Annotated in this window: 12 protein-coding genes and 1 tRNA gene; 9 read left to right on the top strand and 4 right to left on the bottom strand. The window is 69.0% G+C overall.

Going from position 1 to position 11,846, the window contains the following annotated elements:
- Positions 1 to 52 precede the first annotated feature (52 nt).
- Genes manD through CUR96_RS12640 form a run of 3 tightly spaced genes read left to right on the top strand, consistent with a single transcriptional unit; the run spans position 53 to position 2,872 of the window.
- Positions 53 to 1,279, top strand: coding sequence for a D-mannonate dehydratase ManD (manD, locus tag CUR96_RS12650; RefSeq protein ID WP_102193654.1), 1,227 nt, complete (start codon positions 53 to 55; stop codon positions 1,277 to 1,279).
- Entirely contained in the window at positions 1,269 to 1,922 is a 654-nt protein-coding gene (locus tag CUR96_RS12645; RefSeq protein WP_102193653.1) for a bifunctional 4-hydroxy-2-oxoglutarate aldolase/2-dehydro-3-deoxy-phosphogluconate aldolase, read from the top strand. Before manD ends, CUR96_RS12645 begins: the two co-directional genes overlap by 11 nt.
- A complete protein-coding gene (locus CUR96_RS12640; RefSeq protein WP_102193652.1) occupies positions 1,919 to 2,872 on the top strand; it encodes a sugar kinase in 954 nt (317 codons plus the stop codon). The genes CUR96_RS12645 and CUR96_RS12640 overlap by 4 nt, the downstream gene beginning before the upstream one ends.
- Before the next feature lie 36 nt (positions 2,873 to 2,908).
- Here the strand turns inward: CUR96_RS12640 and CUR96_RS12635 are convergent, their stop codons facing one another.
- The 4 genes from CUR96_RS12635 to CUR96_RS12620 form a co-directional block, all read right to left on the bottom strand.
- The gene (locus CUR96_RS12635; protein WP_102193651.1) at positions 2,909 to 3,346 is read right to left on the bottom strand and encodes an SRPBCC family protein; all 438 of its coding nucleotides are present in this window, start codon (positions 3,344 to 3,346) and stop codon (positions 2,909 to 2,911) included.
- A 28-nt stretch (positions 3,347 to 3,374) separates the two neighbouring features.
- Positions 3,375 to 3,623, bottom strand: a complete 249-nt coding sequence (locus CUR96_RS12630) for a hypothetical protein (RefSeq protein ID WP_102193650.1) — start codon at positions 3,621 to 3,623, stop codon at positions 3,375 to 3,377.
- 98 nt (positions 3,624 to 3,721) lie between these two features.
- Complete coding sequence (locus CUR96_RS12625; RefSeq protein ID WP_102193649.1) at positions 3,722 to 4,270, bottom strand: YegP family protein; 549 nt, start codon at positions 4,268 to 4,270, stop codon at positions 3,722 to 3,724.
- Positions 4,271 to 4,340: 70 nt separating this feature from the next.
- Positions 4,341 to 4,423: transfer RNA gene (locus tag CUR96_RS12620), tRNA-Leu, on the bottom strand.
- 291 nt (positions 4,424 to 4,714) lie between these two features.
- Here CUR96_RS12620 and CUR96_RS12615 point away from each other — a divergent pair.
- From CUR96_RS12615 to CUR96_RS12590, 6 genes are read left to right on the top strand one after another with little or no spacing between them, the layout of a single operon-like run.
- On the top strand, positions 4,715 to 5,431 hold the full coding sequence (locus tag CUR96_RS12615) for an FhaA domain-containing protein (protein WP_102193648.1): 717 nt from the start codon (positions 4,715 to 4,717) through the stop codon (positions 5,429 to 5,431).
- Complete coding sequence (locus tag CUR96_RS12610) at positions 5,428 to 5,964, top strand: FHA domain-containing protein FhaB/FipA (protein ID WP_102193647.1); 537 nt, start codon at positions 5,428 to 5,430, stop codon at positions 5,962 to 5,964. Before CUR96_RS12615 ends, CUR96_RS12610 begins: the two co-directional genes overlap by 4 nt.
- 7 nt (positions 5,965 to 5,971) lie before the next feature.
- A complete protein-coding gene (locus tag CUR96_RS12605) occupies positions 5,972 to 7,270 on the top strand; it encodes a PP2C family protein-serine/threonine phosphatase (RefSeq protein ID WP_102193646.1) in 1,299 nt (432 codons plus the stop codon).
- Positions 7,267 to 8,652, top strand: coding sequence for an FtsW/RodA/SpoVE family cell cycle protein (locus CUR96_RS12600; protein ID WP_102193645.1), 1,386 nt, complete (start codon positions 7,267 to 7,269; stop codon positions 8,650 to 8,652). Before CUR96_RS12605 ends, CUR96_RS12600 begins: the two co-directional genes overlap by 4 nt.
- Positions 8,649 to 10,103 (top strand): penicillin-binding transpeptidase domain-containing protein, encoded by a 1,455-nt coding sequence (locus CUR96_RS12595; RefSeq protein ID WP_102193644.1) that lies wholly within the window; start codon positions 8,649 to 8,651, stop codon positions 10,101 to 10,103. Before CUR96_RS12600 ends, CUR96_RS12595 begins: the two co-directional genes overlap by 4 nt.
- Positions 10,100 to 11,827, top strand: coding sequence for a protein kinase domain-containing protein (locus tag CUR96_RS12590; RefSeq protein ID WP_102193643.1), 1,728 nt, complete (start codon positions 10,100 to 10,102; stop codon positions 11,825 to 11,827). Before CUR96_RS12595 ends, CUR96_RS12590 begins: the two co-directional genes overlap by 4 nt.
- Positions 11,828 to 11,846 lie beyond the last annotated feature (19 nt).

Genomic DNA, 11,846 nt, shown 5'->3' with positions numbered 1-11,846 from the left:
TCCGGGGTGCGGCCGCCCGAACGGCCGCACCCCCCTTCATTGAGGAACCGACATGACCATCGAGCTCGTCGACGTCAACATCACCAGCCCAGGGCGCAACTTCGTGACACTCAAGATCACGACCTCCGACGGCATCGTCGGCTGGGGCGACGCCACGCTCAACGGTCGCGAGCTCGCCGTCGCCTCCTACCTCTCCGACCACGTCGCCTCGATGCTCGTCGGCCGCGACGAGGACCGGATCGAGGACACCTGGCAGTACCTGTACCGCGGACCGTACTGGCGCCGCGGTCCGGTCACCATGGCGGCGATCGCCGCCGTCGACATGGCGCTGTGGGACATCAAGGCCAAGAAGGCCGGGATGCCGCTGTACCAGCTGCTGGGCGGCGCGAGCCGTGAGGGCGTCCGCGTCTATGCGCACGCGTCCGGCACCGACTACGCAGCCCTCAAGAACGCGATCACCGGATACGAGGAGCTCGGCTTCACCGCGGTGCGCGTGCAGACCGGCGTGCCCGGCCTCGGCCAGATCTACGGCGTCTCGGCCGCCGGCCCCGGCGTGCGCTACGACTACGAACCCGCGAAGCGTTCGGGTGACCGCCCCAGCGAAGAGACGTGGGACACCCGCAACTACCTGACCCACATGCCCGGCGTCTTCGCGAGCATCCGCGAGGACTTCGGCTCCGGCCTGCGCATCCTGCACGACGGACACCACCGCATGTCCCCGATCGAGGCCGCCCGTTTCGCGAAGGACATCGAGCCGTACGACCTGTTCTGGCTCGAGGACTGCACTCCGGGCGAGGACCAGACGGCCCTGCGTCTCGTACGCCAGCACTCGACGACGCCGCTGGCGATCGGCGAGGTCTTCAACTCGGTCTTCGACTACCAGACCCTCATCACCGAGCGGCTGATCGACTACGTGCGCTCGGCCGTCACCCACACCGGCGGCATCACGGCCATGAAGAAGCTGCTCGACTTCGCCGCGATCTACGGCATCAAATCCGGCATCCACGGCCCCACCGACATCTCGCCGATCGGCATGGCCGCGGCGCTGCACCTGGATCTCGCGATCCACAACTTCGGCATCCAGGAGTACATGCCGCACAACGAGAAGACGCTCGAGGTGTTCCAGACGTCGTTCACGTTCGACGGGGGCTTCCTGCACCCCGGCGACCAGCCGGGGCTCGGCGTCGAGCTCGACGAGGACGCTGCGGCCGGTCACGAGTACACGAAGGCGTATCTGCCGGTGAACCGTCTGCTCGACGGGACCGTGCATGACTGGTGAGGTCGGCCGGCTCGCCCTGCCGGCGCGCACCGCCGAGTCGCGCCTGATCGTCGTGGCCCGCGCCCCGCGGGCCGAGGACTACGACGCCGTGCTCGAGGTGCTCGTCGATGCAGGCATCCGCAGCGTCGAGCTCACGCTCACGACCCCCGGCACGTTCGCGCACCTCCCCCACCTTCTCGCGCGCTTCGGTGACACGATCGACCTCGGGATCGGCACCGTCACGAACTCGGACGATCTGACGCGAGCGCTCGATGCCGGAGCCGCCTACATCGTGACTCCGATCACCTCGACGGACTTCGTCAGGCAGGCGACGGCTGCCGGGGTGCCGATCGTTCCGGGCGGACTGACGCCGACCGAGCTGTTCGCCTCGTGGTCCGCCGGAGCGTCTGCGGTGAAGATCTTCCCCGCGGGGCAGGTCGGGCCCGCGTATCTGAAGGATCTGCGCGGCCCCTTCCCCGACATCGTCGCCGTGCCCTCCGGGGGCGTGGATCTCGACGGCGCCGAGGCCTGGCTTCGCGCCGGCGCGGTCGCCGTGAGCGTGGGCGGACCGCTGCTCGGCGATGCCTTCAGCGGCGGCGATCTGCAGGCTCTGCGCGAGCGTGCCGCGGCGTTCGTCGGGGTCTGCGCGCGGAGCATGGGGTGACCTCTGCGTCTGTGGTCACGCTCGGCGAGACCATGGCGCTCGTGCGCACGACCGAGGTCGGCTCGTTGCGTCATGCGAACTCCCTGGCATTCGGGATCGGGGGCGCCGAGAGCAATGTGGCGATCGGTCTCGCGCGTCTCGGCGTCGCGACCTCGTGGCTCGGCCGGGTCGGAGACGACTCGCTGGGCGAACGGATCGCGCGGGAGATCCGGGGCGACGGTGTCGACGTGCGGGTGATCCTCGATTCGGATGCCGCGTCCGGCCTGATGGTGAAGGAGCGACCTTCGGCATCCTCCACCGCCGTGCACTACTACCGTGCGGGGTCGGCGGGTTCGCGACTGCGTCCGGACGACCTGCCGGAGGGATGGATCGAGGCGGCCTCACTGCTGCACGTCACCGGCATCACTCCGCTGCTTTCGGACACGGCGCGCGCCACGGTGCGCGCCGCGATCGATCGTGCGCGGGATGCTGGCACGAGTGTGAGCTTCGACATCAACTACCGTTCGGCTCTCGCGAGCGCCGAGGCCGCGAGTCCCGTCCTGCGCGATCTCGCGGAGCGCGCGAACGTCGTCTTCGGCGGCGCCGAGGAGTTCGCCATCCTGTACCCCGGGTCTTCCATGGCGGATGCTGCGGCCAGACTGCACGACGCCGGATGCGCGACGGTCGTGCTCAAGTCGGGTCCGGACGGCGCATCGGCCTTCCTGGGCGACTCCGTCGTCGCGTCGCCCGGCTTCGCGATCGACGTCGTCGACACGGTCGGCGCCGGTGACGCCTTCGTCGCCGGCTACCTGAGCGCGATGCTCGACGGCTTCGATGTCGACGCCTCTCTGCGGCGCGCCAACGCCTGCGGGGCGATGGCCTGCCTGGTGCCCGGTGACTGGGAGGCTGCCCCGACGCTTCGCGACCTCGAGCGGTTCCTCGACGACGCCGCCGACCCCGTTCAGCGCTGAGCCGCGCGGACGATCACCCCTGCCGGTGCCGGCCTCTCAGCGGGCTCCGCCTTCCGCGAGATAGCGGAGCCTGCGCAGGGTCTCGGCATTGCGCCATCGGAGGATCGGTGTGGTGATGGCGCGCGGAAGCAGCGCCGCCGGCCCGCTCACGGCATCCTCCTGGATGCGCACCAGGCAGCCGTTCTCGCGTGCACGCACCATGAGGGTGACGTCCGCCTCGCCGACCGGCCAGCCCCGCGCGCGCATGACCACTCGATGGGGCGGCTCCCATGCGGTGATCTGCGTGGTGTCGTCCAGCAGGAACGGCCAGACGCCGACGGAGTGGTGGAGCTCCGCGCCCGAGCCGGGCCACGAGGAGTCGACCCCCCGCATCCGTGACGCTCCCACCACCCACGTGGGATAGAGCCACCCGTTGCCGAGCACCCGGAAGACGTCCTCCGGGGTGCAGTCCATCGCCGCGACGTTCGTTGCCATGATGCCTCCGTCAGTCCGGTTCAGACCGTCATTCGAGGCTCTCGCGCAGATCCTCGGGGGCATCGCCGCTGACGGCGTCCGGTCCGTCATTGAACGCGAGATCCCCCTGGCCGTCCTCGTCGAGCTCCGCCTCGAGCGGCTCCTCTCCCTGCGTCTCCGGCTGGCCGGTGTCCGTCGGGAAGGTGAGATCGGACAGATCCTCGCTCTCGTCGACGTCGTCCGTCGCGTTCTGGAACATCGGTTCCTGGCTGTTGGCGAGTGCATCGGGGTTCGACATGGGTGCTCCTCTCACTGAGTGGGCGTCCAGCATCCATCCGCCGGGGTTCCCCCGCAGGGGCGTTGACAGGAGCGCGCGGCCAGACTAGCCCGGCTTCGCTATCCGCCGCCGAGCTCCCGGCGTGCGAGTTCCAGCGCCTGCAGGGCCGCGCCCTCGCTCGAGTGGCTGCCGCTGACGGCGAGGACTTCACCCCCGGCCGTGGTCAGGCGCCATCGATACGCGCCGACGCCGTCCAGGTACACCTCGAACCGGCTCTTCGGCCCGGATGACGCGTGCTCGAGTTCGCTCGCGACGTCCCGGTTGCGGATCCCGCCGAGAACGGTGGCGCGCACTTCGGCCGCCGGAGCGCCGGGCGCAGGAGACAGGGAGGAGAGAACGCTGGCTGCGGTCGCCCGATCCTCGTCCGTCGCCCAGTCGGCCTGGGAGAGGGTTGCGATGAGGACGAGGCCCGCTGCGGCTTCCCGCGCATCGGCGCTGAGCGCCTGCGCGAGGGCCTGCTGGTACCTGCGCGCCCACTCCTGGCGCGCTTCGGCGGCTCGTTGACTGCGCCGCATCATCAGGAAGCTGACGATCGACCACACGAGTCCCAGCCCGGCGACGCTCGCCGCGATGACGGCGGCGATGAGCGTGGCGGCGGAGTCGGTCACCTTCCTCACCCTAGCGACGGCAGCGGACACGAAGAAGGCCCGGTCATCAGACCGGGCCTTCTCTTCGCTGTGCGCGAGGGGGGACTTGAACCCCCACGCCCGTAAGGACACTGGCACCTGAAGCCAGCGCGTCTACCATTCCGCCACTCGCGCGAGCGTCTCGTTCCGAAGAACTCAACTTCACGAGAATATCACGCGTTCTCACGCGCGCAGAACGCGGGCCGGACCCGCCCTGCGGTGAGACAGAGGTTCCAGCTCGAGACATCGCGTCGTACGACATGTCTCATGCTGCAGAGTACGTCTCACGCGGAAACGCCGGTCTCGCCGAGACGCCTCGATCGGGCCGCGGATTGCCGTTCTCGCGGGATTCCGCGGTCACGAGCGGCGTTCACCCAGGACACCTGGCTACGATGTCCCTACCGGTCGGCATGCCAGAGGAGCCCAGTGGGACTACTTGACAGCTTTGAGAAGGGTCTCGAGCGCGCTGTGAACAGCGCCTTCGCGAAGACCTTCCGCAGCGGCATCCAGCCGGTGGAGATCGCTTCGGCGCTTCGGCGCGAGGCCGACACCAAGGCGGCGGTCGTCAGTCGCGACCGCATCATCGCGCCCAACAACTACGTCGTGCGCCTGAGCAGCGACGACGCCGAGCGGATGCGGGGACTCGGCCGCGCCCTCACGGACGAGCTGCACGCCCTGCTGAGCAAGCACGCCACCGCGCAGGGGTACAGCTTCGCCGGTGCCCTCTCGATCTCTCTCGAGCCCGACGAGAAGGTCGCGACCGGCACCGTCCGCGTGACCTCGGGAACCGTCGAGGGGCGCGTCAGCTGGCAGGCGGTGATCGACGTCGACGGGCGCCGCCACTCCCTCACCAAGGCGCGTACCGTGATCGGCCGGGGCAGTGACGCGGAGATCACCATCGCCGACGCCGGATCCAGCCGCAAGCACGCCGAAGTCCTCTGGGACGGCGAGCGGGCCATGATGCGCGACCTCGGCTCCACCAACGGCACGAAGGTGAACGGCCAGAAGGTGCGCGAGGCCGCGCTCCCCACCGACACCACCATCACGATCGGCCGGACCGACCTCGTCTTCCGCATCGTGCCGATCGCGTCGCCCTCCCGTCCGAGCGACGACTCGACCCGCGCCTTCGGGGTGATGCCGTGAGCACTCCCAGTGAACTCGTCCTCCTCCTACTGCGCGTCGGCTTCCTCGTGCTGCTGTGGTTCTTCGTGTTCGGCGTCATCTACTCGCTGCGGGCCGACCTGTTCGGCGTGCGGGTGCGCAAACTCCCCACCGACGGCGCACCGGTCTCCGCATCCCCCGCTGCACCGGCCCCCGCCGCGAAACCGGCATCGGCGAAACCGGCATCCGCGAAGTCCAGCACGGGACCGGCGACGATCGCCACGGCGAAACGTCTCGTGATCACCTCCGGCCCCAAGTCCGGTCTGGAACTCCCCCTCGGCACCGAGCCCATGACCATCGGCCGCTCCAGCGAATCCGCGCTCGTGATCCGCGACGACTACACCTCGAGCCACCATGCACGCCTGATGCTGCGAGGCGACACGTGGGTCATCCAGGACCTCGACTCGACCAACGGCACCTTCTTCGCGGGCAACCGCGTCACCGGATCGCCGGTCGCGCTCACCCTCGGCACCCCCGTCAAGGTGGGCGCCACGACCTTCGAGCTGCGAGCCTGACCCCGGCATGGTCTTCGAAGGCTCGAGCGCCGCGATCTCCCACACCGGGAAGATCCGCTCCAACAACCAGGACTCCGGCTACGCCGGCGCGAACCTGTTCGCCGTCGCCGACGGCATGGGCGGCCACGCCGGCGGCGATGTCGCCTCGAGCATCGCCATCCAGCGCCTGGAGCCCCTCGACCAGGGGTACGCGACCACCGACGACGCTCAGGCGTCGCTGCAGGCCGCGGTGACCACGGCGGCCGGCGACCTCATCCGTGCGGCCAGGGAGCGGCCGGAGCTCGCCGGGCTCGGCACCACGGTCAGCGCGATCATCATGGTCGACGAGTACGCGGTCATCGGCCACATCGGCGACTCGCGCATCTACCTCTACCGCGATGACGCGCTGACGCAGATCACCGCCGACCACACCTTCGTGCAGCGCCTCGTCGACTCCGGCCGGATCACGCCGGAAGAGGCCAGGTACCACCCGCGGCGCTCGGTGCTGATGCGCGTGCTCAGCGACATGGACTCCGACCCCGAGCTCGACATGTTCGTCATGCCGACCCTGCCGGGCGACCGCTGGCTGCTCTGCTCCGACGGCCTCTCCGGCGTCGTCGACGAGACCCACATGCTCAAGGCGATGCGCCTCGGGATGGCGCCGGGTCGCACGGCCGACAACCTGCTGAAGCAGGCCCTCGACGGCGGCGCACCCGACAACGTCACGATCGTGCTGGTCGACGTCGGCGGGCATCACCCCCTCTCGTCGGGAACGCCGACCATCGTCGGCTCGGCATCGAACCCGTCGGGCATCCTCGTGCCCTCCGCGCGCCCTGCTCGCTCGAGCTGGCTGCACCCGGTGCGCCAGGCCGCCAACGAACCGAGCCACTTCGAGCCCGCGGCCGAGTACCTCGAGGAGCTCATCGAGGAGGACCGGCGCCGCGCGCGCCGTCGCCGCGCCGGCTGGATCGCCGGGCTCCTCGTCGTGCTGGCGATGCTCGGCGTCGCCGCCTTCGCCGCCTACAGCTGGACCCAGACCCGTTACTTCATCGGCGCAGACGACGACAGCGTCGTCATCTTCCAGGGCGTGCAGCAGAACATCGGCCCGATCACGCTCTCCACGCCGCTGGATGACACCGGCATCCTGCTCGCCGACCTTCCCGAGTACCAGCGCACCCGCGTCGAGAGCACCATCACGGCGCGCTCGCTCGCCGACGCGATGGCCATCGTCGATCGGCTGCGCTCCGGCGCCGAGGCGAACGTCATCGAGCAGACGCCGCTGCCGACGCCGATGCCCACGACGACCCCGACGGCGGGTACCCCATGAGCAGCGACGTCGCGGCCGACACCAGCGTCATCAAGGCCCTCAAGCGCATCCGGATGCCGCAGACGCAGCGCAACCGCGAGTTCTGGCTGCTGCTGTTCTCCTGCGCGCTGAGCGGTGCGGCCCTCACTCTCGTGCAGCTGGGCGCTCTCGGACTGATCGACCCGATGATCCTCCTCATCGGCGGCGGACTCGCCGTGCTCGCTTTCGCCCTGCACATCGTGCTGCGGCTCGTGGCCCGCGACGCCGACCCCTTCGTGCTCCCGATCGCGACCCTGCTCACCGGTCTCGGCATCGCGATGATCTACCGGATCGACATCGCGGTGGCGAACACGGGCTGGGATGCATATTCCACGAAGCAGCTCGCCTGGACCGCGATCTCGCTCATGGGTGCCATCGCCCTGGTGATCCTGCTGCGCAACTACCGCATCCTGTTCAACTACACCTACATCTTCGGCCTCTCCGGAATCGTGCTGCTCCTGCTGCCGTTCGTCCCCGGCCTGCGCATCCCGGACGCGAACGCCGCCGTCTGGGTGTCGCTCGGGGGCATGTTCGCCTTCCAGCCGGGCGAGCTGGCCAAGATCTGCCTGGCGATCTTCTTCGCCGGCTACCTGGTGCGCACCCGGGAGAGCCTCACGTCGGTCGGCACCCGCTTCCTCGGCATCACCTGGCCGCGCATGCGCGAGCTGGGTCCCGTCATCGTGGTGTGGCTGATCTCGCTCGGCATCATCATCTTCCAGCGCGACCTCGGCACCGGGACGCTCATCTTCGGCATGTTCGTCGCGATGCTCTACATCGCGACCGGGAAGACGAGCTGGGTGCTCATCGGCCTCGCGCTCGTCGTCGCCGGCGTCGCCCTCGCCACCCAGATCCTCAGCTACGTCCGCGGGCGCTTCATCAACTGGCTGTTCCTGTTCGATCCCGGCCAGGTCGACCCCGACGGCGCCGGATACCAGCCGATGCAGGGGCTGTTCGGGCTGGCACAGGGCGGACTCATCGGCACCGGCTGGGGCCAGGGGCGTCCGCAGGTCACCCCTCTCGCGCACAGCGACTACATCATCACCAGCCTCGGCGAGGAACTCGGGCTGATCGGCCTGTTCGCGATCCTCGTGCTGTACATGGTGTTCGTGAGCCGCGGGATGCGCATCGGCCTCGCGGGTCAGGATGACTTCGGCAAGCTGCTCGCGACCGGACTGTCGTTCACCATCGCGCTGCAGGTTTTCATCATGGTCGGCGGCGTGACGCGCGTGATCCCGCTCACGGGCCTCACCACGCCGTTCCTCGCCGCCGGCGGTTCGTCCCTGATCGCGAACTGGCTCATCGTGGCCATCCTGCTGCGGATCTCCGACGCCGTCCGCTCCCAGCCGAGGGTCGTGATCGGATGACCAAAGAGATCCGCCGACTCAGCGTCGTGATGCTGTTCATGTTCCTGTCGCTCTTCGCGGCCGCGAGCTGGATCCAGGTCGTCGACGCCGAGACGCTCGCGCAGAACAGCCACAATCGCCGCACCCAGCTCGACAGCTACGAGATCCAGCGGGGTTCGATCATCGTCGACGGCGTCAACATCGCCACCTCCGTCCCCAGCGACGACAAGTACCAGTTCCAGCGGGTGTACACCGATGCCGCGATGTGGGAGCCGGTGACCGGCTACTACAACCCGGCACTCGGATCGGCAACCGGCATCGAGCAGGCGCTGAACGCCGACCTCTCCGGCACCGGATCGAACGCCTTCTTCGCCGAGATCGAGCGCCTCATCTCCGGGCAGCCGCAGACCGGGTTCAGTGTCGAACTGTCACTGAACACGGCCGCCCAGCGCGCGGCCTTCGAGGGGCTCCAGGGACTCCAGGGGGCTGTCGTCGCGATCGAACCCCAGACGGGTCGCATCCTTGCCATGGCCTCGACTCCCGGCTTCGACACGAACCTGATGGCCACGCACGACGCGAATGCCGCGAACACGATCTACGAAGCCCTCGACGAGGACCCGGCGAACCCGCTGTACAACCGGGCGATCGCCGGCGGCCTCAACCCGCCGGGGTCGACATTCAAGATCCTCGTCGCGGCGGCGGCGTACGAGAGCGGCGAGTGGACAGCGGAATCGACTCTTCCGAACCCGGCGCGCTACCAGCTCCCGGGGTCGACGAGCACCGTGTCCAACGCCTGGGGCGGCACCTGCGGCACCGGCGAGACGGTCACCATCGCCGAGGCGATCCGCTTGAGCTGCAACATCCCGATGGCGGAGCTCGCCGTCGCACTCGGCGACACCAAGATCCGGGAGATCGCGGAGAAGTTCGGCTTCAACCGCAGTTTCGAGATCCCCCTCACCTCGACACCCTCCAGCTACCCCCGCTCGCTCGATGACGCGCAGACCGGCCTCACCGGCTTCGGCCAGGGGCAGGTCACCGCGACTCCCCTGCAGATCGCGATGCTCTCCGCAGGCATCGCCAACGACGGCGTCGTCATGAATCCGCACATGGTGGATGCGGTGATCGGCAACGACCTGTCGGTGCTGCGTGCATTCGAGAACACCGAGTTCGGCCGCGCCGTCGACGCGTCGGTGGCCGACGAGGTGACCGCGGCCATGGTCGCCGGCGTCTCAACGGGGGCGGCGCAGGGTGCAAGAATAGACGGGGTCGACGTAGCCGGTAAGACCGGAACGGCCGAGAACGGGAACAAGCCGTACACGTTGTGGTTCACCGGTTTCGCACCGGCGGACGACCCAGCGGTCGCAGTAGCGGTCGTCGTCGAAGACGGCGGCGGACAGGGACAATCAGGATCCGGCGATTCCCTCGCCGCTCCGATTGCAAAGAAGGTCATAGAGGCGGTGCTGGGCAGATGAGGCCGACGCAAGGTGTGTCGTTCGGTGGTCGCTACGAGTTGCTATCGCGGATCGCGATCGGCGGCATGGGCGAGGTGTGGGAAGCGACGGATCACGTCATCGGACGTACCGTCGCGATCAAGATCCTCAAGGACGAGTACATGGGGGACCCCGGGTTCCTCGAGCGATTCCGCGCGGAGGCGCGGCACGCGGCTCTCGTCAACCACGAGGGCATCGCGAGCGTCTTCGACTACGGCGAGGAGAACGGCAGTGCCTTCCTCGTCATGGAGCTCGTGCCCGGCGAAGCACTGTCGACCGTCCTCGAGCGCGACGGCGCCCTGAGCGCCGACAAGACCCTCGACATCGTCGCCCAGACGGCATCCGCTCTGCAGGCGGCGCACGCCGCCGGCCTGGTGCACCGCGACATCAAGCCGGGAAACCTGCTGATCACGCCCGACGGTCGCGTCAAGATCACCGACTTCGGCATCGCACGCATCGCCGACCAGGTTCCGCTGACCGCGACCGGCCAGGTGATGGGGACGGTGCAGTATCTGTCGCCCGAGCAGGCGTCCGGCCACCCGGCCTCGCCTGCCACCGACACCTATTCGCTCGGAATCGTGGCCTATGAGAGCCTGGCGGGCCGACGGCCCTTCACCGGCGAATCGCAGGTCGCCATCGCGATGGCGCAGATCAACGAGCAGCCGCCGCCGCTGCCGCCGACCGTGCCGATCCCGGTGCAGAACCTCGTCATGGCGATGATCGCCAAGAAGCCGAGCGATCGGCCGTCCTCGTCGGCCACCGTGGCTCGCGCCGCCCAGGCGCTGCGCCGAGGTGACCTGAACTCCGCCGCCATCGCGGTTCCCGCCATCGCCGGCGGCGCCGCGAGCGACGACGACGCCACGCGAATGATGACCGGACTCGCCGGTGCGGACTCGACGCGCATCCTTCCGACCACCGCATCGCTGCCTGTCGAGGGCGACGAGCCGGTGAAGGAGAAGAAGAAGCGCAGCCCGTGGACGTGGCCGCTCATCGCTCTCATCGTCATTCTTCTCGTCGTGCTGGGCGGAACGATCTGGACGCTGATGAACCAGGGAACGACGGGCGCAGACCCGACGACTCCGCCGCCGACCAGCGCAAGCGCGACACCGACTCCGAAACCCACGCAGACGCAGGCGCCGGAGATTCCTCCTGTCGACGTCGACGCGCTCGGCCTGGTCGGCATGACCTGCGATGAGGCCCTGACAGCGGCGACCGCCGCCGGACTCGTGCCGACGTGCGCCGACGGCGGCACACCGGCTCCGTCCTCCGAGCTCGCCGGCACGGTCGAGTCGGTGAGCCCTCGCGGCTCCGTCAAGACAGGCACTCCGGTCACGCTCACGCTCTACGTCGACGCGGTGCAGGTGGGCGGACCGACCTCGGCTCCCACGCTCAGCGGTCCCGCGATCGCCGGTCAGAACGTCACCCTGAACTGGACGAACTTCGAGTGCCCATCCGGACTCCCGGTGCGCACGGCCTACGAGGTCACCCTGACGAACGCCACGTTCGACGGGACGGCGACCACGCAGAGCTTCGCCGCCGGCGTCCGCAACGCGCAGATCACGATCAACCCCGACACCGCGGGTCAGAATGTGACCGCCACGTACCGCGCCTTCTGCGGCAACGAGCGTCCCTCGGACAACTCGCCGCAGATGGAGGAGCTCATCGAGCCCGGCCCGGATGACGAGTCCGGCGGGATCCTCGGGTAGCGCCGTAGTCTGAAAGCAG

The organism is Microbacterium aurantiacum, from assembly GCF_002872075.1.
GTDB classification, from domain to species: domain Bacteria; phylum Actinomycetota; class Actinomycetes; order Actinomycetales; family Microbacteriaceae; genus Microbacterium; species Microbacterium aurantiacum_A.
Note: the sequence above shows the minus strand (reverse complement) of the source record. Positions and strands in the feature narration are given on the sequence as shown.